Below are 24,959 nucleotides of genomic sequence, written 5' to 3' on the forward strand. Positions count from 1 at the left end.
CGCTACTGAGCGTCGCGGTACGCGTCCCAGGCGCGCTTGCACGCGTGCGCGATCGCGTCGATGTGCGCCGGATCCTCTGCCACCCAGTCGGTACCAGGTTCCTGCAGCTCGGCGGCTGCGTCCGGACCCAGGAGGTACTCGCGCAGGAATTCCGCCTGCACGGCCCCGAGTCGCAACCCCGCTGTGCCGGCCTCCGCTCGCATCGCCCCGAACCGGGCCCCCGCCGCGCGGATTTCTTCGCTTCCGAGGTACGGCTGGTTCAGGAGCACGGCCTCCGGGTGGGAGACCTCAAAGCCCTCGCGGTGCGCTTCGGCGAGTGCTCGGAGCGCAGCAGCGTCCATCGTGGGCCGGTCCGCCGGGTCGCGTTCTTCGCCCTGGTGGTCGCCACGGTTCGAGAGGGCGACAACATCGGGCAGCCTGTCGGCCTCGGCACGCGCCACGTTGACCGCGCCGTCGCGTGTGGTCGTGGTGTTCATTGTGTCGTGGAACGAGAGCCGCGTGAACGCGCCGCCGTGAGTGAGGCCGTGTTCGAGGAACATGTCGGTGAGTACCTCGCGGGTGCGCTCGTACACGCCGAGGCCCTGCTCCGCCGTGTCCGCGAACGCGTCGACGAGCCGCTGCAGTCCGGCTTCTGTTTCGGGGATCTCAAGGATCGGGAAGAAGGAGAACGTGACGGGGCGGATCGCGTCGACACCGGTGAGGTCGACCTTCTGCCACGCGCCGGCAGCTCGAACGCGCTCGATGGCAGCGGCGAGATCGGCGCGCACATCATCGGGCTTGCGGCGATTAGGATCGCGGATCAGGCGAGGGTGCGGGTTGATCACCGCGACGATGCGGGGATCGATCTCCGCCCAGCGGCGCACGATTGACGCGGTGGCAACATCGCTGAAGTCGTACTGCAGTCGGCGGGTGAGCTCGGGGGAGAGGAACTCGGCGACTTCCTCGGGGATCGCGGCCCCCGAGTGCGGGGTCGCGACAAGCAGGTCGGCGTCGGCGATGGCCTGCTCCAGCGTGCGGGTGTCCGAGTCGGCGTAGTGCGTGATCTGTTCGGGAGTGAACACGGTGCCGGTGGGAATGAGGTCGAGTGAGGTGCCCATGTGATCAGACTAGCCATCCGGTGAGCGGCTGACCAGAGCCTGCTATGACGTACTCGCCGGCCCGCTGCGACCGCGGTTGCGGCGGCGGATCGGCCGCGGAGGTTTCCCCCCGAGAAAGGACCCGGCCGCGTCGACAACGAAGCCCTGGCGCAGGGCCTCGCGCCCGATCAGCATGCGGAACAGCATCTCTTCGCGGTCCGTGAGGGTGAACTCTGCGGAGATCCGACGGCCCACCAAATCGACCTCAACAAGCACCACTGGGCGCTCCTGCGCGTGTCCAGAAGAGCTGCGCACCGTGCGTCGATCGTGCACCGGGAGCTCCACCTCTACGGCGTCCTCGTCGCTCAGCTGCCAAGGGTGCGCGGTGAACCGCACCCACGGCACGCCGTCGCGCTCAAACTCCGTGATCCCCGTCGCGTGCAGCGCTGAGGTCTGCGCTCCCGTGTCGATCTTGGCTTTGACCCACGGCAGTTCAATACTGGGGAGGGATACCCATTCGCGCCACCCGCAGAGAGTGCTTGAATAGTGGTGTCCGCTCACGGTTCTATCTTGGCAGGAAATACGGTGAAACTCGCGATCCTTTCGCGCGCCCCCCAGGCGTACTCGACACAGCGCCTGATGGCGGCGAGCGAGCAGCGTGGGCACCAGGCGCGTGTCCTCAACACCCTGCGCTTCGGAATTGATCTCGCTGGCGAGCAACCTGATCTGCTGTATCGGGGCAAACAGCTCAGCGACTACGATGCGATCCTGCCTCGGATCGGGAACTCAATCACCTACTTCGGCACCGCCGTGGTGCGCCAGTTCGAACAGATGGACGTGTACACGCCCAACACGGCAAACGGCATCTCAAACGCACGCGACAAGCTGCGCGCAATCCAGATCCTCTCGCGGCACAGCATCGATATGCCGGCGACCGCGTTTGTGCGCAATCGCGCGGATGTGCGCGCCGCGATCGAGAGCGTCGGCGGAGCGCCCGTCGTGATCAAGCTGCTCGAGGGAACCCAGGGGATCGGCGTGATCCTGGCCCCGCAGGTGAAGGTCGCCGAGGCGATCATCGAGACCCTGCACTCCACCCGGCAGAACGTGCTGATCCAACGCTTTATCGCGGAGAGCCGCGGCCGTGACATCCGCGCACTTGTGGTGGGTGACCGTGTGGTGGCGGCGATGCGGCGGATCGCGAGCGGAGACGAGTTCCGCTCGAACGTACACCGCGGCGGCACTGTCGAAGCCGTGGAGCTCGACGCCGCGTCCGAGCAGATTGCCGTGCGGGCCGCACAGATCATGGGCCTTCGCGTCGCCGGCGTCGACATGCTCGAGGGCGAGAATGGTCCGCTGGTGATGGAGGTGAACTCATCGCCGGGGTTGCAGGGGATCGAGGCCGCGACCGGGCTTGACGTCGCCGGCGCGATCATCGACTACATCGCCAACCAGGTGAACTTCCCCGAGATCGACGTTCGGCAGCGACTCAGCGTATCCACGGGGTACGGCGTGGCCGAGATCTCGATGCACGCGGGCTCTGAGCACCTGGGCAAACAGTTGGGCGACCTGGGGTTGTGGGACCGTGACATCACCGTGCTGACGCTGCACAGGGGTGTCCAGGTGATCCCGAACCCGCGCAAGCACGTGGTGCTGGAGGCCGAGGACCGGCTGCTCTGCTTTGGCAAGCTCGAGGAGATGCGCTCGATGATTCCCGAACGCCGCCGGCGCCGTGCCCGGGTGCGCAAGCTCCCGCAGGAGGCAAAGGACCTCGCCGAGGGATAGCGCGGCTCCCGCCCCCGCGGGACTCGTGCGCCAAAACCGACGCATTTTCTGCTGCCCGACCGTTTTTCCCGCGAAAACGACTACGACAGGAGAAAATGCCTCAGGTTGGGCGGGCACACCGGGTAGGCGGGTTCGGGGCGGGCCAGACTGGGCCCCTACGCCCCGTCGCGCTCCGCGACGAGCTGGAACTCGACGAGGCCCTCTGGCTCGACGGTGACGAAGCCGAGACTCGGGGCGGTGACCCCGTAATCGGCAAAGGTGACGGGGATCGAACCGACGATCTCGGCGCTGGATCCATCGCTGCGCAGCTGCACCTCAGCCGTCACGGTCTGGGGCACGCCAGCGAGCGTGAGTTCTCCAACGGCGCTTGTCCGCACGGTTTCTCCCGCGGCGGGAACGCTCTCGAGCGTGACAGGCTCGGAGAGCACAAACGTGGCCTCCGGATGCTCGGCGGTGCGAAGCGCCTGATCTCGGAAGTATGCGTCGCGCTGGTCACTGTCGGTACTGATCGAGGCAACATCAACGGTGAGGCTCGCCGCTTCGAGCGTGAGCCCGTCGGCGCTGATCTGGAACGTCCCCGCAACCTCGGGAGTACGTCCGGTGACGGTGACGTCGGTGCCGCTCAGCACCTCGTCGACCCGATACCCGGCCTCGGATTCCGCCGCCACCTCCCAGGTTCCCGCGAGTGCGGCGGGGTCGAGCGGTTCGTTCGAACCCTCGCCCATGATCTGCTCGCTTCCGCTGAGCGCGGGGGCCTCTGCAGCCGGCGGCGTCAGAAACTCGCGGTAGATAATAGGTCCCGCCACCGCGGCACCCGCGGCAAGCACCAGGACGCTCACCCCCGCACCCACCAGAACCTTCTGCGATTTCTTCACCGTACTGCCTCCCCGCCTGCTGCGTATGAGTTCCACTCTCGCAGTTGCGCCAATGAGGCGGCTCCACGGAACTCGGGAAAACCCTGTGCGCGCGGGAAAAAGATGACTACAGTGCCGCGAGCAGTCCCTTCCAGTGCGCGCGCCACGCTTCGATCTGCTCGCCATCCGCGAGCCCGTCCTGACTGACAGTCAGCACCGCGCGATCCGGATCCTTCGACGTTGCGGCCACCTCCACCTTGCCGGCGCCCTCCAGCGAAAACCGCCAGAACGTGCGCTTCTCCGTGCGGGACGGGCGCGGGACCCCCGGTTCGTGGCCCAAGTGCTCGGGCCGATCGCCATGCGCGGTCACCCACGCCTCAATGGCGGCGTCCCGATCCAGCGGCAGGGTGCGACTCGCGCTGACACGGAAATCTCCCGTGGACGACTGACCGGGCACACGCAGTCCCACGTGCTGCTCGAAGGCGATCGCGATGCCCTGCGCCCACCAGTCCGGGTTTTGGAGATCCTCGGGGACGTGTGTGCGCGCCACACGCGCGATCTCCGGGTGGCTCAGTGTGCGCGCCTGCGCCGCCTCGAAGATGCCGAGCCAGTCGTCCCAGCTCCGGCCGGTCGCACGTTCGATCGCGGGCACGCGCTCGCCGCGGGTCAGGTTTCCAGTCGGTGCTGCTTCGCTCACAAGATCCTCCTGCACGGGTGTGCGCTTAGTGTACCGAGGACGTGCGACATGCGCTGCCCGGAGGCGACCGAGCTGGGCGTGGGCTGCTTGAATGGGGGCATGAACGCGAGCGCCCCGGGAACACTGAGCGAATCTCGTCTGCACAGGCGGCACGTCGAACATGAATCCTCGCAGCACCGATCCGCCGGCACCGACGACGCGGACGTGCCCGCAGCACACATCCCCGCCGCGCAGGAGTTCCGGATCGACCTGGAGCGCATTCGCTTCTCTTCATACTTCGCCCGGCTCTCCGACGTCACCCAGGTCGTCCCGCAGTCCGGGGTGGGGCCGGTGATGCACAACCGCCTCACGCACTCGCTGAAGGTCAGCGCGGTCGCCCGCGTGATCGCGGCACAGCTTGCCGGGCAGGTGGCTGCACACAGCGCTTTCACTCGTGGGGAGAGCGACACCGATGACGCAGTGGGGGCGATCGTGACCCGGCTGGGCGGCTGCGACACCGTCGTCGCGCAATCCGCGGCGCACGCCCACGATCTCGGCCATCCGCCTTTCGGCCACCTGGGGGAGCGGGTGCTCGACCGGGTGGCGCGCGAGCAGCTCGGCCTCGCCGAGGGCTTCGAAGGGAACGCGCAGAGCTTCCGGATCCTGACCCAGCTCGACACACTCGGCCGTGACTTCCCGGGCCTGAATCTCACCGCCGCGACGCGCGCGGCCACCCTGAAGTATCCGTGGACGCGCGCCGCCTGGATCGGCGTCTCCACGGATGAGCAGCCCGTGGCCGAGCGGCCGCGCGGGGTGGGCGCAGACATGCGCGACGGTGCCGAGAAGTTTTCCGCCTACGCCCTCGACATCGCCGAGATGGAAACGGCGCTCGCCGCCTTCCCCGGTATCGCGCCGGGCGCGCAGACTGTGGAGTGCGCGGTGATGGACCTCGCCGACGACATCGCGTATGCCGTACACGATCTCGACGACTTCGCCCGTGCGGGGGTCCTGCAGCAATCGGCGGTCGCCGGGGAACTGCGGGCCTGGCTCGCTGGGGCAGACACCTTCGCGGTGCTCGAGTGGCCGGTTCTCGAGGCCAGCTGGCGGGCCCCGGGGCACTCGCTTGAGCTGCTCTGGCGGCGGATCCAACTGAAAGACGCGTGGATCGCGGATCGCGCCGCGTTCCGCGCAGCGGTGGCGCGAGTCGCGGAGGAGGTTGCCGAGTCGCTCCTCGCCACGCCCTACGACGGCGGGATCGATAGTGAGCGCGCAGTGTCGGGCTTTACCCGCCGCTGGATCGACCACCTCCGGACCTCGATCGTTGTCGAGGAGCGGCCGCACGTCCGCAGCGGACACGTGCGGCTCGATCAGCGCGCCTGGCACGAGGTGATGGTCCTCAAGTTTGTGCACGCCCACTTCGTGCTTGAGCGACCTGAACTCGGCCAGACGCAACGCGGACAGGCGCGAATCGTGGCCGATCTCGCGCTCGGTTTTGAAGCCTGGCTTACCGACGACGTCGATGCGGGCCGCGCCCCGCGCCGACTGCTCGAGTGGGTCGATGAGGCCACCGCCGCCACCTTCGCGTTGCGCCGCGACCGGCCCGAACTCGTGATCGGTGCTGCCGACGATGCGGCGCTGCGACGCCAGGGTCGGGCGCGCGCGATCCTCGACTACGTGGCCGCGCTGAGCGACCAGCAGGCGATCACGACCCATCGGGATCTGATGGGGCGGTAGCATCCGCAGACTTGCCCCCGCACGGGGCGCCTGAACAGCCGGGCGGCGGCGGGGTAGGGTTCCGCGGTCATCGGGGTAGGGTTTTCGCTTCCGCCCGCCGTGAGCGCACATCCGCTGTTAGCGTGTGAAGCAGGTGGAAACACCGGAGTTGCTGTGCTTGCGTGAGCGAGAACGGCACTCGTGACAGGGCGCGTCGCGCCGGATCCGTGGGGACGGATTCGGGGTTATCCGACGCACCTGCACTCGTGCGCGTCAGAACGAACTCGACTCGCAGCGAGCATTGACGCGCCCGTGGGGGTGCGTCTCTCAGACGTGCCCGCACGCCCGATTTGGCGTGCGCGCACGGGTAGGAGTGTGGCCGGGGACGCCCCGGCGCGCAACACGGGGGAAGGCCGCGGGAAGCCGCGGTTGGGGGAAGCATGCAGAACCGTTCAACGCTGCGCCGCGCGCTGCGCACACCGCGCCGCCGTCTCGCGAGCATGTGTGTCGCTGCTGCGGTGCTCGCCGGTGCGATCATGCCGTTGACGGTGCTGACGCCCGCGTTTGCCGAGGACGTCGCCGCGGAAGTTGCGCCTGAGCCGGGTCCCGCGGTGCCCGAGGATCGCGCTGATGAAGCGATCGCCCCAGAGCATTCCGGTGACGCCGAAAGCGTTGTGCCGGCAGAAGAACCCGTCGACGCCGCGGACTCTGACGCCTTGCCAGCCGCCCCTACCAACCCTGACGCTCCTGCAGCCGAGACACCGGCGGATCAGGCGGCAGCCGCTCCGCTCGCCGCGGCTCCGTTCGCTGCCGCGCCCGTGTGCGTGCCGAACAGCGGCGTCGGCACCGTGCACCCCGCGAACCCCAGCAAGCCCATGCCGGCTGACGGCAACGCCAGCGTGTATGTGGGCGGCAACTACACCCGCACCGCGGGTGCGGAGCTCGAGGGCCAGCTCGTGGTGCGCGGCAATGCAACGTTTGCGCCGGGGTCGAAGTACAACATCGGCTGGGTCGGTGCCGGATCAGGTCTGATCCCCGCCGAGGGCGGCACCGCGCTGCGCGTGGGCGGAAACGTCTCCATCGGTTCCGGTGCCGAGCTCATCACGGGCACTGTGGACGCGGCGACCGGTGCTCCGAAGCCTGTCCACGTGCGTGTCGGCGGCGCCGTCTCGGGCTCGGGCAGTATCGCTCTGCAGCACACCGGCAGCACCACGCAGACCGCGCTCGGCCGGGACGCCGCCCTCGGACGCCCCGCCTTCAGCAACTGGGCGGACGGCGGTCACGCCGCGCTGCGCCAGTCGGTCGAGCGTAACCAGAACACCGGTGTGCAGGGAACCGTCACCACGGAGGCCGGCGGCTACCTGACGCTTACGGGCGCTCCGGGTGCCACGCGGCACCAGTTCGTGATCGATGCGAGCCTGCTGAGTCTGCAGGGCACACAGGGTTGGGCGCTGAACCTGGGCGCAAACATCGCGCCGAACCACCCCATCGTGATCACCGTCACTGGTGCCAGCCCCACGGTCAACATCTCGGGCGTCTGGGCGAACAAACAGCAGCTCAGTATGGGCGACGTCCGGTTCGGGCAGGCAGCCTCGCAGATCCTGTGGACGTTTCCGGCCGCCACAAAGGTCACCGTCGCTGGCGCGCAGTTCCCCGGCTCGGTGATCGTGCCGACACCCGGATCCGCCACCACCGTCACGGCAGCGGGCGCAAACGGTCGCTACTGGGTCGCGGGCGACCTCACCCACAACGGTGCGGGATCCGAGTTCCACGCGTTCCCCTTCATCGGCGACCCGGAGACAGGCTGCGAGAATCCGGTCGACCCAGAGCCGCCCGTCGTGGTCGAGCCGGAGGCTCCCGCAACGTGCGATGCGAACACGTTCTACGCCCTCGATCAGGGCCAGGGAACGAACATCAAGCTGCACCGGTACACCGTCAACAATGGCACCAATCGGATCACTCGGCATGACGCTGACGTATTGCTCGGACAGTCCAGCCTGTTGCAGGGCTGGAACACTAACGCCCTGGGAATGAGCTCGCCTGATGACTTCATGTTCACCGGGCAGAAATCCAAGGATTCAGAGGTACGGGTATTCCGTGCGACGCAAGTGCAGAACGGAAAACTGAACGTTAGTCGTGTCGGAACGAAGAAGCTGACGATTGACAGTGGAAAGACAGTAGTCGCCGGTGCAGTTGAACCAAAGTCCGGTGACTTCTACTTCGGCTACTACAGCGTTGCAACGGGTCAGAAGCAGGCCACCCTGCACGTCTACCGCACTCCGGGATCGGGAACGACAGAAACCACCAAACTGCTGACGGCGACGATTGAGACTTCCGTTGCGATGACCGACTATTGGGGGAACGGCGACTTCGCGTTTGATACGAACGGCAACCTGCACTTTGTGCTGAGCAGCAGCACAAAGGGCGCAAGTGGGTGGCAGCCCGCGGTCCCCGGTCAAGCGGTTGTGGGTAGCCTCACGGCGAAACAGCTGGAGACCGGCAAAAGCGTTCGAGTCTCGAGCAGCACCCCGCAGCGCAACCCCCTGAATGAAACGGGCGGGTTCAACGGCCTTGCGTACCTCGGCAGCGGCAAGATGGTCGCGGAACAAGGGAGCTCGCAGACCATTGCCGAGCCGGGCACGCTGAAGCCCATCGGAACACCTCAGCAAAACTCTGACTTCGCACTCGTCGACCTCGCCTCCTGCGCCTCCCCGCCCACGCTGACCCTGCAAAAGAACGTGATCGACCGCGTCGAGAACGCCGATCAGTTCCAGCTCGAGTTACTCCGCGGCGGCACTGTGCTGAACGAGGCCCTAACAGCCGGGACGAAGGCCGGCATCCAGGCCGAGAAGATCGAGAACGTGCCCGTCGAGGCGGGCGCAAAGTACCGCATCCGCGAGTCCTTCCCGGCCGCGGACTCCGCCAAGATGTACCAGAGCGCGCTCGTGTGCGTGCAGGATCCTGCCGGCTCGAAAAAGCCGCTCACGGTCACACCGGCGCAGAACCACGAGTGGGACGTCACGATCCCGACGTCGGCCGGCGCGAGCGGTGCCGAGGTGCTGTGCACGATTACGAATGACCCGCTGCACCCCAACCTCGCGATCACCAAGACTGCGAACCCTGCATCCGGCACCGCGGTGCAGGCGGGGCAGCAGGTCACGTACACGGTGACGTTCGAGAACACCGGCCGCGGTGAGGCGCGCGTCAAGCACGTCGACCACCTCGCGGACGTGCTCGACGACGCGACGCTGGATGTGAAGAGCCTGCGCTACGGCGACGGTGCCCGCGTCACCGGCCAAACCGCCCCGCTCAGCCCCGTGGGGATCACGGGGAAACTCACTCCGGAGAACAGCCAGCTCGCGATCACGGGTGCCGTGCCGCCCGGGGCGAAGCGCACGATCTCGTACACCGTGACGGTGCTCGCGGCTGATGCCAATACGAAGTCGCGTCAGGCGCAGGCGAACGACGGCGAGCCGCACGGCTACCTGCTGCGCAACTTCGTGACCCCCGCGGGCAAGACCCCGCCGGCCGAGTGCGCGCCGAAGCCCGGCGAGAACGTGCTGTGCACTGAACACCCGATCCCAGCCTGGGACATCGTGAAATCGGCGCAGCCACCGAACGATGCCTCGCTGCACACCGGCGGCAACGTGTACTACACCGTCGCGATCCGGAATTTCTCGGGTTCCCCACTTGCGGGCGTGCACCTCTCTGACGACATCACCGAGGTGATGCGCGTCGCCACGTGGGCCCCCGAAGCACCGCGAGTGGTCCCCAAGGTGCAGGGCGTGCGGTTCCTGAACGCCGCCGGCGAACAAGTGGATCAAGACGGCAATGTCATGCCACTTGCCGGTCGCCCGGGTTTCGCAGGCCAGGACGGCCCCGACTCGCTGCCGTACGAGGTGGTGACCACACCGGTGCACCAGAATCCAAGTGGCCGCGTTGCTACAGAGGATCCGCGACGCGGTTCGTGGACCCTTGACACCGAGGCGTTTGACATCCCGCAGGGCGTCGTGCGCGCCGAGGTCAGCTACGCCGTGCAGGTGGGCTACCCGGCCGATCCGGTCGATCCGACGCAGCCGTGGCAGCGTGACGGGGCAAAGGTCCCCGCTGCCCCGATGGCGCTGTTTGATAACTTCGTCGCGGGAACCTCGACTTCGCTGCCGCCGCTGAGCTGCGAGCTCGGCACGGACGTGACGCAAGACGAGCGGTGTCAGACCCGCCACCAGCTGGGCGATGGGTACTTCCACATCCAGAAGAACTCGACCGCGGCCGACCCGAACAAGCCCGGCTCGGTGCAGTGGAACCTGCAGGGTGTCGAATTCGAGATCCGGGACACCCCGAACGGTGGCCCGACGCAGGCGATCTGCGATGTGGCTCAGAACGCAGAGTGCGCGGAGTTCTTCAAGCACACCGACGCTTCCGACGGGCAGGCTGCTGGGTCCTGGCACGCAAGCAACCTGCCCGAGGGTGACTACTACCTCGTGGAGACGAAAGCGGCGGAGGGGCACCAGCTGCTCGCCGAGCCGATCCGGTTCCACGTCGGGCCCGTCCCAGCGGGGCAGCCGCTCGGCCAAGGGCAGCTCGGGATCTATCAACCAGGCATCCCCGCAGACCGCTCGTTCAACGGTGCGGCGGGGGACCGGGTCGACGACTTCTTCCTGCCCCGTTGCGACGCGCCCACGAAGCTGCCGAGTGGCGGCGGGCCGGCGTGTGTCATGCCGACGGGCTGGCTTATGCAGGTGTACGACCCGAAGCTCCTGCCGCTCCCGATGGCCGGCGGGGTCCCCCCGCTGACGCTGCTCGCGGGTGGCGCGCTCCTGGCGCTCGGTGCGGGGCTCTGGATCCGGCGCTCACTGCGCACCCGGGCCGCGGCCTAACACCGCCTCACAGATTTTCGACGTTTCACCGTTCACGAAAGGAACACCCATGAATCGACAGCGAGGCATTCTCGCCAGCATCGGTGCGGCTACGGCCGCCATCGTGCTCGCACTGGGCGGCGCATCCGCCGCTCAGGCAGCGCCCAACAGCCTTCCGGACGCCGGGGCCACGGGCAGCATCAACATCCACAAGTTTGAGCAGCCCGCGACCGCGGGTGACGAGTCCACCGGTGCGGCGCGAGACACGACCGGGCTTACGGCGATCAAGGATGTGACCTTCACGGTCACCCCGATCGCGGGCCTTGATCTCACGAAGAACACCGGCTGGCAGGCCGCGAGCCAGCTGGCGCTGGATCCGGCGACCGGACTCGTCTCCGGGAAGGACGCCGCGGGCAACCCCGTCGCGCTTGGCACGCCGCTCCCGCCGCAGACCACGAATGCAACGGGCGACGCGACGTTCGCGAACCTGCCGCTCGGTATGTACCTCGTGCAGGAGACCCAGGCGCCCGCGGGCGTGACGAAGGCCGCGCCGTTCCTCGTGACGGTTCCGCTGACGGATCCGGACACGCGTGACGCGTGGATCTATGACGTGCACGTGTACCCGAAGAACTCGACAGTGAAGGCCCAGAAGTCGGTCCAGGACGAGGGTGCGACGAAGGTCGGCGACGCGATCAGCTGGACCATCACCGGCGATCTGCCGCGCACGGCGAACGTCGACGGGAGCTTCGCGGCACCGACCGGGTACCGCGTGGTTGACGAGCTGGATGCGCGCCTGGCGCTCACGAAGACCGAGGTCTCGCTCACCGCGGGCCCCGCGCTCGTCGAGGGCGAGGACTACTTTGTCGACACCGTCGGCAACACCGTCACGATCGACTTCCAGGCCCCGGGCCTCGCGAAGCTCGGCACCGCCGCCGCGGATCCCCAGGCAAAGGTGCGCGTGGTCCTGACCACGACGGTCGTCTCGCTTGCGGACGGCACCATCGGCGACGGCAAGATCACGAATACCGCCGTCGTGTTCCCCAACAAGGACTCGTTCGACGTGAAGCCCGGCGAGCCGGGCGGCCCGGTCGTTACTCCCGAGGTTGAGAGCCGTTGGGGCGACGTGCTGATCAGCAAGGTCTCCACGAAGGACGCCGCCGCGAAGCTTGCCGGAGCAAAGTTCCAGGTGTTCACCTCCGAGGCCGACGCGAAGCAGGCCGGTACTGCTGCGGCGAAGCCGATTGTGATCAATGGCGAGAACACCTTCGAGACTGCTGCCGATGGCACGGTTCGGATCTCCGGCCTGCACGTTAGCGACTTCGTGAACGGTGCGGAGATCGCCGAAAAGGACAACTACCGGTACTACTGGATCGTCGAGGTCGAGGCACCGAAGGGCTACGAGCTGCTCGCCGAGCCGATCCGCACGACTGTCACCGCAGGTGGCACCGCTGTCGAGGCATTGACCGTCGAGAACGCCCCGAAGAACGCCGGATTTGAGCTGCCGCTCACCGGTGCTGCTGGCACCTGGATGTTCACCATCGCCGGTCTGCTTGTCATCGGTGGTGGCATCGCGATGATGCTGCGTCGCCGGAAGGCGGATCGCGCCGCGTAAGCGCGATCCTCGGTTCCTTTCGTGACGACGTCGACCGCGCCCGCGCCTCCTGCCGCTCCAGTGAGCGGTCGGAAGCGTGGGCGCGGCGACGCCGTGATCGTGGTCCTGGTGATCACGATCGGTATCGCGATCCTGCTCTACCCGGTTGCCGCGGACTGGTTTTCGTCCCGCAACCACAACTCGGAGATCACCGGCTACCGCCAGGATGTCACCGAGATCGACCCGGCCATCCGGGCAGAGGAACTCCAGTTGGCCGATGCGTATAACGCACACATGCCCCAGGGTCTCCTCCGCGACCCGTACTCCAGCGCTCCGGTCGCGCCCGAGGAAGAAGACGAGGCGTATTCTGCCTACGAGCAGATTCTCCGAGTCAGCGACCGCGGTGTGATCGGTGCGGTCAGCTACCCGTCGCTTGGCATTACCCTGCCGCTCTCGCACGGGACGTCGGATGAGGTGATCTCAAAGGGTGCTGGCCATCTGTACGGGTCTTCGCTGCCCGTGGGCGGGCCCTCCACACACTCGGTGCTCACAGCGCACTCGGGGCTCGCCAACGCACGACTGTTCACCCCGCTGGTGGCTGGCGCGCGGGTGGGGGATAGCTTCTCCGTCGAAGTGCTCGGGGAGAAGCACTACTACGAGGTGCGTTCGGTGCGCAACGTGCTTCCCGACAACACCGAGTCTCTCCGCATTGAAGCGGGGAAGGACGTCGTGACGCTGATCACTTGCTCGCCGATCGGTGTGAATAGCCACCGCCTCCTCGTTCGGGGTGAACGGGTTCCAGGGCCTGATGCTGACTCGGGTGCTCTGCACAGCGACGAACTGAGCGCCGGTTTCCCCTGGTGGATCCTGGTGCTGATTGGCGGTGCCGGGGCGACCGCCGGGGCGCTCACGCTCCAGCACCGAGCTCGGCAGCGGCGCCGAATTGCGGCACGTGCGGTAACGCCTGTAGCCGATGCCGCTCAGCGAGGGTTCGTCTCCGAATAACGCTGTGGGTTATCCTGAAGGCCGAGACTTCGGGGGATGGTCTATGGCAAGCGAACACACAGGGGAAACATTGCTACCGGCTGGGGCGGCGGCGATAAGTCTCGTGCCCCCGCAACCCGGCACCGCGATCCCGCAACAGCGTTTCACTGCGATTGAGCGTGAGCGATTGTTTCCTCACGGGATCGCCCCGATCACGCTGTTTTCCGGGCCCGCGGGGATGGGGAAGACCGTGCTCGCGAGCCAGTGGGTCAGAAGCGCTGATCTTGCGCACATGCGCGTGTGCTGGGTGCGAGTGTCCGAAGCCGGCAGTGGGCCGGGGGATCTCTGGCGAGCAGTGCGCGAGGCGCTCACCGGCGAAGAAGTGTGCGAGGAGCGCGGCTCAGCGCTGGGTAGCGCGGCTCGGATCGTTGTCGCGCAAGAACGCACCGCGGCGCACCGCGCCGTGACGCGCCTCACCGGGCCAACGATGCTTGTCATCGACGATTATCAGCGCCTCACGCGGTCGGCGCTCGACCTGGAGCTTGCTGAGCTCCCGGAATTGAGCGCCCAGCTGCACCTCACCGTGCTTTCTCGCCGATTCGCCGCGCTTGATGGCCCGCTGGTTGCCGCGCGCAGCATCGTTCAGGTGCTGCGCGGCGATCACTTCGCGTTCACCGCCGACGATTCGCGGGACCTCGGACGCCGGCTCGGGATTGCGAGTGCAGCGGTAGCGGATCGCATCCACGTGGGTGCGGGAGGGTGGCCCTATGCGGTGCGCCTCTTGCTAAAGGCGATTTCCGACGGCGCGACTGTGGACGATCTCGATGCGATCAGCGAACGATTCGTGACCGACTATACCGAGCGCTCGCTGTCTGCGCTCGGGCAGCGAGCGCTCTACGTCACTGCCGTGTGCGATCGCGCCAGTATCGAACTGCTGAGCGAAACGATCGGGCTGGCCTACGCCGAAACGGCGTCGATCGTGGACCGCATCTGCGAACTCGGACTGGGGACACTGCACTGGTATCCGGGCGGCGCTCGGCTCCGCTGCCACCCGGGCTTCGCCACCGCGCTGCGACGTCGTGCCCGGCGCGAGCTCGGCGCAACCGAGACCCGGCAGCTCCAGCACCAGCACGCGATTGAGCTCAGCCACGACGAGCCCGAGCAGGGCATCCGAGCGCTCCTCGCACTGCGGGAGTACACGGACGCGAGCCGGGCCCTGTCGACAGTCTTCCCGGAACGCATCGGGGCAACTGGGCAGGTCTTCGAGCCACTGCACGGTGTTCCGCTCGAAGACCTGGCGGAGCACCCATTTCTCCTCGGCGCATTCCTGCTCTCCGAAATCTGGAGCGCAAACTGCACAGTGGACGAGGCCGCAGAAATGCGTGCGGCGCTTCGCCTGGCCGTCGCCCAGTACGCGGACCCGGCGGAGCCGGAACGGTACTTCCCGATGCGCGCCATACTCGTGGCCGTGGAACGGCTCGATGATGACGTGTGCGCGCTCGAACTTGCCCGAGAACTCGAGCGTGAACTCGTTGCCGGCTACGCAGCGAACGCATCGGGGGTGAGCTTCACCCCGCTGCACCTTGCCACCCCGTTCATCTTCTCGACAATTGCGGAGACCGGGCAGACTTCCGGAGACCTCCGGCTCGCGGCCCGATGCTTCCAACGCGCCGCCGAGTGGGCCGAGCTGCTCGATGCAGAGGCGAAGCAGTACCGGGCCTACACCGGGATCGCTGTGGTCGCAGCGATCAACGGCGAAATCACCCGAGCCCGCAGCGTGCTTGCCGCGGCGGACGAGCTCACGGAATTGCTGCCCGAGGGGCACAGCGCGCGAGGCAGTCTCAACGTCACGGTCGCCCAGTTACTCATCGCGGCGGAGGTCGGGGACCGCGTCGCACTGCCTGAGATCCTTGCCACCGTGACGCATCCGCACGCGACACTGATCGAGTGGCCGTACCTTGCGCTCGGCGAAGCGGAGGTCGCACGCGGCCGGGATGGCAACCTCGCCGCAATTGCGGGGCTGGACGCCCGGATCCGGAGTGCTGAGCGCTTCTACCCGCATCGGAACGATCCGCAGCACGTCCTGGAAGCTTACGCCGCACAGGTACTGGCGACCCACGGAAACTACCGCGAATCCGAAAGCCGCCTGGCGGCACTCCCCGAGCGGCTTCCCGACGGTGTCCTTGGCCGCGCGCGGCTCGCATTGCTCCACGGGGACACCGAGACGGCACTCACCCTCAGTTCAGCGCTGCTCAGTGGTCGGGTCAGCACGTGGCTGCGGATCGCGGCGCGGCTGGTGCGCGCGTCCGCTCACTGGGCGCTGGGGGATTCGCGGGCCGCCTTGACTGACTTCGAAGCGGCGGCCGAGGCGATGGCGAAACACGGCAGCTACAGCGGACTGGAACTTGTTCCGTTCGACAGTCTGCGCGAGCTCGCCATACATTCCCAGCACCCGCAGGCCGCCGCACTTCTCACCGTGGTCGAGGCGTTGCCCCTATCGAACAGATGCACCCCCTATCCCGCCCTCACCGATGCCGAACTCCGGATCCTCGAGGCTGTCGCGGAGTCCTCAGCCTCGCTCCCCGCGATTGCGGAAACGCTGTTCGTCACCCCTCACACAGTGAAGTTCCACCTCCGAAGCGTGTACCGCAAACTGCGCGTGCAGGGGCGTGAAGCGGCAGCGACGCGTGCCCGCGAGATCGGGCTCGTCGATCCGGCGCCCGTGTCCTGAACTCCGCGGGTTTCGGGTTTCGGGTCGCGGGCCTGCGACGCGAGCGGTTACGGGATGACCGGAAATTCGCGATTCGCGTTCCACGGCTCGGCCCAGCCGAGTTCGTCAAAGATCGTGGCGAGCAGGATTCCCGTGAAGCCCCACACTGTGTGTGCGCCGAACTGAGGGCCGAGCTTGAACGCGGCACCGCGGTGGCTGAAACCCGACCGTGTGAGCACTGACGTGCCGCGGGCCAGGGGGCTCAGGAGCTCGGCGACCGGAGTGCGGAACACCTCCACAGATTCGGAATGATCCGCCGCTACGGCGCTCGGGAGCCGCCACCAACCGACAACCGGGGTCACCAGGTTGTTGCTCACCGGGATGTGGATTTCGGGCAATGACCCGAGCACCTCGACACCCGCGGGGTCCAGTCCGGTCTCCTCGTGAGCCTCACGGAGTGCGGTCGCCGCGGCATCAGCGTCGCCGTCCTCGACACCGCCACCGGGGAACGCGATCTGGCCGGCATGGTGCCGCATCCGATCCGCGCGCCGTGTGAGCAGAACATCGAGCTCCGGTGGCACACTCGTGGCCCCGCCGACCGCGGGCATCCGATCCAGCGCTCCAAATAGGATGAGCACCGCGGATCGGCGCAGCGGGGTGTCTGCCAGCGCACCCTGAGGCGGGAACTGCAGTCGCAGGTCGCCCCCCATGAGCGCACGCAGCTCGCGCTGTGCCTCCGCGACTGACCGGTCCATAGGCGCCAGCCTAGCGGGCGCCGGGTAGGTTAGCACCACACTGCAAGACAGGGCGACCGACGGCTCAAAGGAGAGTTCATGTCTACGAAACCGCACGCGTTCACGCTTGTGCAGATTCAATATTTTCTCGCGGTCGCCAAAGTCGAGAGCATGACGCTCGCCGCCGAGATCCTGAGCGTCACGCAGCCCACCCTCTCATCAGCGATGAAGCAGTTGGAACGTGCGCTGGGTGCGAAACTCTTTGTTCGGACCGAACAGAACCGGCTGCGACTCACCGGTGTGGGCCGAGCCCTCATGGGCGACGCAGAACAGCTCACCCGTGCGGCAGAGCTGGTGGCGGAGAACGTTGAGAGTACGCAGCGAGATCTCACCGGAGAGCTTGTGGTGGGGGTCTTTTCTCCTATGGCCCCGTTTCGGATTCCCCGCATCCTGCAGGAGTTTGGACAGCTGCACCCCCGGGTAACCCTCAGCTTCGTCGATGGGAACCAATCAACGCTCCAGCGGATGCTGTTGGACGGGCGGTGCGACGTGGTTATTATGTACAGGCTCGACCTGGACCGTCGGATACAGACCACGGTTCTCGACCGGATCAGTCCCTACGCGTTGCTGCCAGCCAACCATCGGCTCGCTGTTGAGCGGGGAGAGATTCACATGCGGGAACTCCAGGATGAGCCATACGTCATGCTCGATCTGCCGCACACCCGCGAATACTACCTCGGGCTGTTCGAGTGGGCCGGCATTGCGCCGAACATCCGATACCGACTCGACAGCTTCGAGTCCGTTCGGTCCTTTGTCGGCGCTGAACACGGATACACGATCTTGCATCAGGGCTTTGGGCTGACGCACACCTACTCCGGGGGCACAGTAGAGGCGCGGAGAATTCAGGGTGGACCCCCGCGGCTTGAGATCGTTCTCGGGGCGATGGAAGGGACGCTACAGACTCGCCGGGCGCGGGCCTTTTCCCGTATCGCCCGCTCAGTCTTTGCTGCAAACCCCAATTGATCAACTGTTATCGAGGCGCTCTATAGGGGTGAGTTGAAACCGTAATTGGAAGAGTCCGAACCGTCCGAGCACTATAGGTCCCACACCGGAACACAGGAGTTCTCGAAGGCGGGTACACGGTTGGACAATGACGTTTGCTTCATGAGTGCAACAGCGCTCATCCCAGAGTTTCGCGCAGGCACTCTGTCGCCAGTTGAGGTGCTTGAATCCCAGATTGCTCGGGACTTGGCACATGGCGCGGTGATCAACGCATTCACCGAACGACTGCACGATGAAGCACGAGAACATGCCCGTGCGGCAGAGCTCCGGTACCGCCGTGCGGAACCGGGCGAACCGCTTCCTCAGTTGCTCGGAGTTACCGTTGCGACCAAAGAGAAACACCAGATTGCGGGGCACCGAATCGAGCTGGGTCTCCTCGGGCATTCACGGGTCATCGCGGAGCATAATCACCCGGTCGTGGATCGGCTCCGAAACGCTGGTGCGATCATACATGCACGCACCACAACGCCGGAGTACAGTTGCGCGACCGTCACCCACAGCCTGCTTTGGGGGACAACCCGGAATCCTTGGAACTTGGAGTTTTCCCCCGGGGGGTCTTCGGGCGGGGCCGGAGCTGCACTGGCGGCGGGGTTCACTACACTCGCTACAGCATCCGATATCGCGGGGTCGACGAGACTGCCTGCGGCTTTCACCGGGACGGTGGGGTACAAAGCGCCAGCTGGCCGGATCCCAGGAGATGGCCCGCTGGCGGCAGACTGGTATCGAGGAGACGGTCCCATGGGGCGGACGGTGGCCGATGTCGCTCTACTGACGAACGTATTGAGTGGCCTCCACGCAGGTGATGCGGCTTCGATCCCGGGCGGTCCGCACATCCGAACAGACTCCGAGGCGACGCCCAGACTTCGTGTGGCACTTAGCGTGGATCTTGGCGGGTACGCTGTGGACGCGGACGTTGCTCGGCATACCCGTCGCATTGCGGAGCTACTGGCCGCGGCGGGGCACACCGTTGAAGAAGTCAACCTGCAGATTCGGCACGATGACGTCCACCGAACAGCGTTTACTCACTTCGGAAACATCCTCGGCCCTGCCATGCAGGAGCCGGTATCGAGAGCCGGAGATGTGTCCGCCTATACACGGCGATTCCTCGAAGATGCAGCGACGCAGGCGCGGCGGAATACGTTGTATGACTCGATAGAGGGGGAGCACCGTATCCAGCAGCTGCTGGCAGACGTCTTTACCCGTTTCGACCTTCTGATCTGCCCAACATCCGCGGTGGCCGCTCTCGATGCCGCGGGCGATTACCTAGATGGCGTCTCCGTCGATGGCACGCATCTCGAACACTATTGGCAGGCGCATATGACCCTGCCCTTCAATATCGCGAATCGGCTTCCCGTCCTTGCGGTACCCAGTGGCATATCGCGTTTCGGTATCCCCACGGGGGTGCAACTCATCGGGTCACCGTTCGCTGAACAGCTCGTCTTCTCTGTCGGGTTGGAGATCGAGCGTGCCGAGCGATGGGACCTCAAACACCCCGGCACTGAACTCGGCAACACCTCACAACCGGAATCGTCAGAAGGAGTTACAAAATGAAGCAGTTCAAAGCGCTCATGTTCGAAGGTGGCACCAGCGAACCATACATCGGAGACGCAGTGGTTCGAGAGCCCAAGGGCACCGAGGTTCTGGTGCGTCTTCTGGCAGCTGGGATCTGCCATTCTGACTTGCACGTGTTGCATGGCGACAATCCGGCAACCGAGAGGATCGTCCTTGGGCATGAGGGGGCTGGGATCGTTGAAGCGATCGGCCCTGACGTCACAGCAGTGGGTCTCGGCGACCAAGTTGTCATGTCGTGGTGGGCCCCGTGTGGGATCTGCGCCAACTGCAAGAATGCGCGGGAATGGTTGTGCCAGGACACGAAGGCGCTGCAGAACACGCTTCCCGACGGGACTTCTCCTCTGGTTGGGGCTGATGGTGAGTCCCTCAAGCCCTTCCTGGGCGTAGGAGCGTACGCGGAATACACGCTTGTGCCCCAGGCTGCAGTTGTGAAAGTGCCGCACAGCGTACCCTCCAGCGTTGCAGCACTGATCGGATGCTCAGTGACCACCGGGATCGGTGCGGTGCTCAACACGGCTGAATTCCGCGCGGGCCAGACTGCAGTGGTAGTTGGCTGCGGTGGCGTGGGGCAGTCGGTGATTATGGGCCTCAAACTCGCGGGAGCCGCGGAGATCATTGCGGTCGATCTATCCGAAGATCGCCTGGACCAAGCTCGCTTAGTGGGTGCTACGCACGTGGTGAATCCAGGGGCAGTCGACTCAGTAGAGGCGGTGCTTGCCCGAGTTCCCAATGGTGTCGATTTCGCATTTGACGCGATCGGTCGGCCCCAGACGATTCCGACACTTCTTCCGATGGTCAGATCTGGTGGTGCAGGAGTTGTTGTAGGACTGCCTCCGCGGGAGGAAGAGATCGGGATCAAAGTGTGGGAAATGGTGGTCACCGGGAAACGGCTGCTCGGGTGCTACTACGGGAGCTCACGACCCCAAGTCGATTTCCCGAAGATGATCGACCTCTACCTCGCGGGAATGCTTGATATTGAGTCGCTGATTGGCGAGGAAGTCCCGCTTGAGCAGGCGGCTGCGGGCGTGAAAGGCCTCGAACGCGCCATTGGGAAGCGGAAAATCGTCCGCTTTGGAATCTAGGAGGACCCGGAAATGACACGATACGTATCTCTGAATCCTGCGACCGGCCAAGAGCGGGCCCGGTTCCCTGAAGCAACCCAGGCTCAGATCGATGAGACGCTTGTCCGGTCCGCAGCCTCACGCACCGCTCTCTTGGACATGGGAGTCGCCGGACGCGCGGCAGCACTTATGCGGGTGGCGGCTATGTACCGCGACCGTAGCCAGGAACTTGGCGAACTCATCGCTTTGGAGATGGGGAAACCTATTGGCCAAGCAGTCTGGGAGGCGGAGCATTGCGCTGATATCTACAGCTACTACGCATCCGAGGGGCCATCGTACATCGCCGATGAACCGATGCAGCGACCATACGGAGGAGGGAGTGGTGTCATTCGCACCGAGGCGATCGGCCCGCTGCTGGGGATCATGCCGTGGAATTTCCCGTACTACCAGGTCGCTCGGTTTGCTGGCCCCAATCTGCTCATCGGAAACCCGATCTTGCTGAAGCACTCGCTCATCTGCGGAGGCTCGGCGGCGGTGATGGAAGAGATTTTTCAGGCTGCAGGATTTCCCGAGTTTGCGTATCAAAATCTGTACGCAACACATGACCAAGTAGGACAGATGATTCACGATGAGCGCGTACGAGGAATCTCGCTCACAGGGTCGGAGCGTGCTGGTGCTCGCGTCGCGGCGCAGGCGGGGCAGGCCCTCAAGAAGGTAGTGCTTGAACTGGGTGGCTCGGACGCATTTGTCGTGCTGGAAGACGCGGATGTCACCGCCGCGGCAGCTGCCGCGGCTCGTGGAAGGTTTGGGAACGCCGGCCAATCGTGTACCTCGTCAAAGCGCATCATCGTTGTCGACGAGATTTACGATGCATTTGTCGCTGCACTCGAGGGCGAGATTCGGGAGCTCCAAGTTGGAGACCCACTGGATCCGGCCAACGGGGTGGGGCCGCTTTCCTCGGCAAGCGCTCGCGCTGAAATCGCAGAACAGGTTTCTGACGCTCGGGAGCGCGGGGCTCACGTGCGTATCGGGGGAGAAGAGCTGCCGGGCGGAGGATTCTTCTACGCACCGACACTGATTACGGATGTCCCGGAAGACGCCCGCATCTTTCGTGAAGAAGTCTTCGGTCCGGTTGCCGTTGTGTACCGAGCTCAGTCCGAGGCGGACGCCATCCGCCGTGCAAATGACAGTGACTTTGGGCTCGGCGGATCCGTGTTTTCCACCGACGCTGTGCGTGCGCATCGGGTCGCCGAGCAGCTCGAAACCGGAATGGTATGGATCAACTCCGAACCCGCGTCGGCAATCGATGGCCCGTTCGGCGGGGTGAAGCGGTCCGGGACTGGCCGCGAGCTTGGCCGCTTCGGCCTAGCGGAGTTTTCTGTCAAGAAGCTCATCCGGAACCTCTCCGATTTCTCGCCAGCCTGAATTGGCTCTCAGACAGAATCCATCGATAGGAAAACTATGACCGGGCAACATCCGATCCTTGAGATCAAGCACATGCACAAAGCGTTTCTCGTTCACGGGGAACCGAGTGTGGTGCTGCGTGACGTCACGCTGAACGTTCATGAGGGCGAGTTTGTGTCGCTGATCGGCCCAAGCGGGTGCGGGAAGACCACGGTCCTCCGAACAGTCGCCGGGTTTGCACCTGAGAGCAGCGGAGAAGTTCGTTTGAATGGCGAACCGATTCACAAGAATCGCGGGAACGTGGGAGTCGTATTCCAAGCTCCCAACCTACTCCCGTGGCTCACCGCCTCACAGAACGTGGAGCTGGCGCTGAGGCAATTTGGCATCAGGAGCAAGGCCGAACGCCGCGAGCGTGCAGCAAGCGCGCTCGCGGAAGTGGGGCTGGGCCAAGCGCTCGGAAAGTACCCAGCTGAGTTGTCTGGAGGAATGCAACAGCGCGTGGGGATCGCCCGCGCCCTCGCGCATGATCCAGAGGTGCTCCTGATGGATGAGCCATTTGGGGCACTCGATGCCATCACCCGAGAACAATTGGACTTTCAGCTCCTGGACTTCTGGGAAGCGCAACGCAGGACCGTGTTGTTCGTGACCCACTCGATTGAAGAAGCAGTCCTGCTTTCCGACAGGGTGATCTGCATGAAGCCGAATCCGGGCGAGATTGTCGCGGATCACCGGGTTTCGTTTTCCCGACCGCGCACCCTGGCGCAGTTGGGCGATCCCGCTTTCATCGATGAGGTTCGTGAGGTTCGCAGTCACATCGAGCAGTACTACGAGCAAAGGAACGAGAAGTGAACGCGCAACAGCTCACCGCCGAGCGGGAGACCCGCTATGAGGAAGCGATCGCAAGCGTCCAAGCTGAGTCGCGGAAAACGAGAGCCTCTCGACGTCGAGGGACACTCCTTGCCGCGATCATCTTCGTGGGCGTCGTCGGGCTCATTGAGGTTGTCTTGGCCGTCGCACGGGTCCCCGAATGGACAATCCCTCGACCCACGAGAATCGCGGAAGCTTGGTGGCAGAATCTCGGGAACGTCATCTTGCCGAACGCCGGAATTACTCTGCTCGAGGTCTTGATCGGGTTTGTCTGCGGTGCCGTGATCGGCGTGGTCCTCGGGGGAGTAATCGGTGAGTACCAGATCCTCGATAAGATCCTTTCGCCGTTCATCTTGATCCTCATCACGACTCCGGTTGTCGCGCTGGTGCCATTGCTCATGCTTTGGTTCGGGTACGGGCTTGAGACAAAGATCATTGCCGCGGCTATCGCGTCATTTCCTCCCATCATGATGAACACGGTGGCGGGGCTGACGAAGACGCCAGCTATGCACCTAGACCTGATGAAGTACCTGGGGGCGAGCCGCTGGGAAGTGTTCACTCGAGTGAAATTCCTGAACGCGCTGCCGTCAATTTTTACCGGCCTCACGATCGGCTCGATCTTCGCACTGATCACAACGGTCGCGGCAGAATTTGTGGGTGGCTCGACAGGGCTGGGAAATCGCCTTATCTACTACGCGAGCACGGTTCAAACTCCGCTCATGTTCGCGATCATTCTCTCGCTGGCGGTCATCGGGATCATTATCTACGTCTCGGTCGCGGCCCTGGCGCGCCGAGTCGTCACTTGGCAGAACTAGTTCACCCGGGACTTTGCTGCATCAGTTGTGAAACGGAAAGGAAATGACAATGAGGTCAATCAGAATGAAACGAACTCTCTTCGGTCTGGGGAGCGTTGTTGCCGCTGGAGCACTGTTGCTCGGGTGCGCCGCAGCTCCAAGTGGAGGCACGTCACCTGGCGGAGAGGACGCCGCATCGGATGGTGTGCGCGATGTCAGAGTCGTGCTCGCGGTGAACAAAGAACTCGCTGGTGAGAACGCCAATCTTCATGTGGCAAATGAACTTGGCTACGCAGAAGAGAACGGGATCCGATTTGTCTTGGAAAGCGCGCTCGGAAGCACCGACGGAACGAAACTTGTCTCAACTGGGCAGGCAGAAGTGGCATACCCCTCACCGTTTGTCGCATTGACCGCCCGGGCCTCCGGAGTCCCAATCGTTTCGGTATTCGATAATCTCCAGACCAACATCTTCGGATTCGCGGTGAAACCGAACAGCCCGATTGCTTCCATCGCCGATCTGAAAGGAAAGAAGGTGGCATTGGGAGACGGAGGATGGACAGTGATTGCGGCACCACTGCTCGCGAGTGCCGGCCTCACTATTGACGACGTGGAGTGGGTGGTGGCCGGAGAACGTCGGCAGCTCGCAGTGGAGCAGGGCGACGTCGACGCGGTCCTCACCTGGGAAATGGAGTACCAGAATTGGGCGGACCAAGGACTTGAGTTCCGGGTGTTTGGCCAGGACTCGGTCCCCTATCAGTCCAATACGCTCGTGATGAGCGAGGAGCTGGTGAAATCGGATCCGGATCTTGTCAAGGCGATCGCCCGGGCGTCGGCCATGGGTGCGGAGTTTATCCAGCACAACCCCGAAGCAGGGGCGCAGATTGCTACGCAAACCTATGAGGGGACAACTCCGCAGTCGCTGGAAGGTATGACAGCGGTGGTCACCAAGCTGGCCGAGTTGATGGCCGGAGGCGAAGGCGGAACTGATCGGTACGGTGCGCATCGGGCCGACGACTGGCAAGGTCTTGCGGACTCGCTCTTTGCAGATGGCGTCATCGGCGCCGAGGTAGACGTTTCCACGATGCTCTCCGACGATTTCATCGACTATGCGAATGATTTTGATCGAGATCGTGTTCGTCAGGACGCTGAGGGCTACAAGCCGTAGCGCAGGGAACGCGCGAGGGCTGGCTGACTCTGTGCAGACCAGCCCTCGCGTACGTGGA

18 protein-coding genes are annotated in these 24,959 nt (G+C 65.0%); 13 read left to right on the plus strand and 5 right to left on the minus strand.

Annotated elements, in window-relative coordinates:
- Positions 1-2 precede the first annotated feature (2 nt).
- Positions 3-1,097: an N-formylglutamate amidohydrolase gene (locus FM113_RS05835; RefSeq protein ID WP_087012454.1), complete on the minus strand. Its 1,095-nt coding sequence runs from the start codon at positions 1,095-1,097 to the stop codon at positions 3-5.
- Between the two features lie 42 nt (positions 1,098-1,139).
- Positions 1,140-1,637, minus strand: a complete 498-nt coding sequence (locus tag FM113_RS05840) for an ATP-dependent zinc protease (protein WP_087012456.1) — start codon at positions 1,635-1,637, stop codon at positions 1,140-1,142.
- A gap of 24 nt (positions 1,638-1,661) precedes the next feature.
- Here FM113_RS05840 and FM113_RS05845 point away from each other — a divergent pair, with 24 nt between their 5' ends.
- On the plus strand, positions 1,662-2,858 hold the full coding sequence (locus tag FM113_RS05845) for a RimK family alpha-L-glutamate ligase (protein ID WP_087012458.1): 1,197 nt from the start codon (positions 1,662-1,664) through the stop codon (positions 2,856-2,858).
- Positions 2,859-3,013: 155 nt separating this feature from the next.
- Here FM113_RS05845 and FM113_RS05850 read toward each other — a convergent pair whose 3' ends face one another.
- Both FM113_RS05850 and FM113_RS05855 read right to left on the minus strand, forming a co-directional pair.
- Entirely contained in the window at positions 3,014-3,733 is a 720-nt protein-coding gene (locus FM113_RS05850; RefSeq protein ID WP_087012459.1) for a YceI family protein, read from the minus strand.
- 106 nt (positions 3,734-3,839) lie between these two features.
- Complete coding sequence (locus FM113_RS05855) at positions 3,840-4,409, minus strand: hypothetical protein (protein ID WP_087012461.1); 570 nt, start codon at positions 4,407-4,409, stop codon at positions 3,840-3,842.
- A gap of 99 nt (positions 4,410-4,508) precedes the next feature.
- On the opposite strand from FM113_RS05855, the gene FM113_RS05860 reads away from it, so the two are divergent.
- The 5 genes from FM113_RS05860 (at position 4,509) to FM113_RS05880 (ending at position 16,263) form a co-directional block, all read left to right on the plus strand.
- Positions 4,509-6,122 (plus strand): deoxyguanosinetriphosphate triphosphohydrolase family protein, encoded by a 1,614-nt coding sequence (locus FM113_RS05860; protein WP_087012676.1) that lies wholly within the window; start codon positions 4,509-4,511, stop codon positions 6,120-6,122.
- Between the two features lie 419 nt (positions 6,123-6,541).
- On the plus strand, positions 6,542-10,978 hold the full coding sequence (locus FM113_RS05865) for a choice-of-anchor A family protein (RefSeq protein ID WP_087012463.1): 4,437 nt from the start codon (positions 6,542-6,544) through the stop codon (positions 10,976-10,978).
- Between the two features lie 49 nt (positions 10,979-11,027).
- Positions 11,028-12,569, plus strand: a complete 1,542-nt coding sequence (locus tag FM113_RS05870; RefSeq protein WP_087012465.1) for a SpaH/EbpB family LPXTG-anchored major pilin — start codon at positions 11,028-11,030, stop codon at positions 12,567-12,569.
- A 21-nt stretch (positions 12,570-12,590) separates the two neighbouring features.
- A complete protein-coding gene (locus FM113_RS05875; protein WP_254908893.1) occupies positions 12,591-13,553 on the plus strand; it encodes a class C sortase in 963 nt (320 codons plus the stop codon).
- Between the two features lie 103 nt (positions 13,554-13,656).
- Positions 13,657-16,263, plus strand: coding sequence for a LuxR C-terminal-related transcriptional regulator (locus tag FM113_RS05880; protein WP_176387092.1), 2,607 nt, complete (start codon positions 13,657-13,659; stop codon positions 16,261-16,263).
- Between the two features lie 47 nt (positions 16,264-16,310).
- On the opposite strand, the gene FM113_RS05885 is transcribed toward FM113_RS05880, so the two are convergent.
- Positions 16,311-16,997, minus strand: a complete 687-nt coding sequence (locus tag FM113_RS05885; protein ID WP_087012469.1) for a CoA pyrophosphatase — start codon at positions 16,995-16,997, stop codon at positions 16,311-16,313.
- Between the two features lie 78 nt (positions 16,998-17,075).
- Between FM113_RS05885 and FM113_RS05890 the strand changes: the two genes are divergently transcribed.
- From FM113_RS05890 to FM113_RS05920, 7 genes are all read left to right on the plus strand, one after another.
- Positions 17,076-17,999, plus strand: a complete 924-nt coding sequence (locus FM113_RS05890; RefSeq protein ID WP_087012471.1) for a LysR family transcriptional regulator — start codon at positions 17,076-17,078, stop codon at positions 17,997-17,999.
- Positions 18,000-18,140: 141 nt separating this feature from the next.
- Positions 18,141-19,589, plus strand: a complete 1,449-nt coding sequence (locus tag FM113_RS05895; RefSeq protein ID WP_087012473.1) for an amidase — start codon at positions 18,141-18,143, stop codon at positions 19,587-19,589.
- Positions 19,586-20,692 carry an alcohol dehydrogenase catalytic domain-containing protein gene (locus tag FM113_RS05900; protein ID WP_087012475.1) on the plus strand — a complete coding sequence of 369 codons (1,107 nt, stop codon included), beginning with the start codon at positions 19,586-19,588 and terminating at the stop codon, positions 20,690-20,692. The genes FM113_RS05895 and FM113_RS05900 overlap by 4 nt, the downstream gene beginning before the upstream one ends.
- Before the next feature lie 12 nt (positions 20,693-20,704).
- A complete protein-coding gene (locus FM113_RS05905; RefSeq protein ID WP_087012477.1) occupies positions 20,705-22,096 on the plus strand; it encodes an NAD-dependent succinate-semialdehyde dehydrogenase in 1,392 nt (463 codons plus the stop codon).
- Between the two features lie 36 nt (positions 22,097-22,132).
- Positions 22,133-22,924 (plus strand): ABC transporter ATP-binding protein, encoded by a 792-nt coding sequence (locus tag FM113_RS05910; RefSeq protein WP_087012479.1) that lies wholly within the window; start codon positions 22,133-22,135, stop codon positions 22,922-22,924.
- Complete coding sequence (locus FM113_RS05915) at positions 22,921-23,757, plus strand: ABC transporter permease (protein ID WP_087012481.1); 837 nt, start codon at positions 22,921-22,923, stop codon at positions 23,755-23,757. The genes FM113_RS05910 and FM113_RS05915 overlap by 4 nt, the downstream gene beginning before the upstream one ends.
- A 211-nt stretch (positions 23,758-23,968) precedes the next feature.
- Positions 23,969-24,901 carry an ABC transporter substrate-binding protein gene (locus FM113_RS05920; RefSeq protein WP_176387093.1) on the plus strand — a complete coding sequence of 311 codons (933 nt, stop codon included), beginning with the start codon at positions 23,969-23,971 and terminating at the stop codon, positions 24,899-24,901.
- The last annotated feature ends 58 nt before the right edge of the window (positions 24,902-24,959 follow it).

The sequence above is a fragment of the Leucobacter sp. 7(1) genome (assembly GCF_900163635.1).
Lineage (GTDB): Bacteria > Actinomycetota > Actinomycetes > Actinomycetales > Microbacteriaceae > Leucobacter.

Coding starts and splice junctions, on each gene's coding strand:
- FM113_RS05900 (WP_087012475.1), top strand. CDS start 19,586: ATGAAGCAGTTCAAAGCGCTCATGTTCGAAGGTGGCACCAGCGAACCA.
- FM113_RS05905 (WP_087012477.1), top strand. CDS start 20,705: ATGACACGATACGTATCTCTGAATCCTGCGACCGGCCAAGAGCGGGCC.
- FM113_RS05860 (WP_087012676.1), top strand. CDS start 4,509: ATGAACGCGAGCGCCCCGGGAACACTGAGCGAATCTCGTCTGCACAGG.
- FM113_RS05870 (WP_087012465.1), top strand. CDS start 11,028: ATGAATCGACAGCGAGGCATTCTCGCCAGCATCGGTGCGGCTACGGCC.
- FM113_RS05865 (WP_087012463.1), top strand. CDS start 6,542: ATGCAGAACCGTTCAACGCTGCGCCGCGCGCTGCGCACACCGCGCCGC.
- FM113_RS05895 (WP_087012473.1), top strand. CDS start 18,141: ATGAGTGCAACAGCGCTCATCCCAGAGTTTCGCGCAGGCACTCTGTCG.
- FM113_RS05890 (WP_087012471.1), top strand. CDS start 17,076: ATGTCTACGAAACCGCACGCGTTCACGCTTGTGCAGATTCAATATTTT.
- FM113_RS05835 (WP_087012454.1), bottom strand. CDS start 1,097: ATGGGCACCTCACTCGACCTCATTCCCACCGGCACCGTGTTCACTCCC.
- FM113_RS05910 (WP_087012479.1), top strand. CDS start 22,133: ATGACCGGGCAACATCCGATCCTTGAGATCAAGCACATGCACAAAGCG.
- FM113_RS05885 (WP_087012469.1), bottom strand. CDS start 16,997: ATGGACCGGTCAGTCGCGGAGGCACAGCGCGAGCTGCGTGCGCTCATG.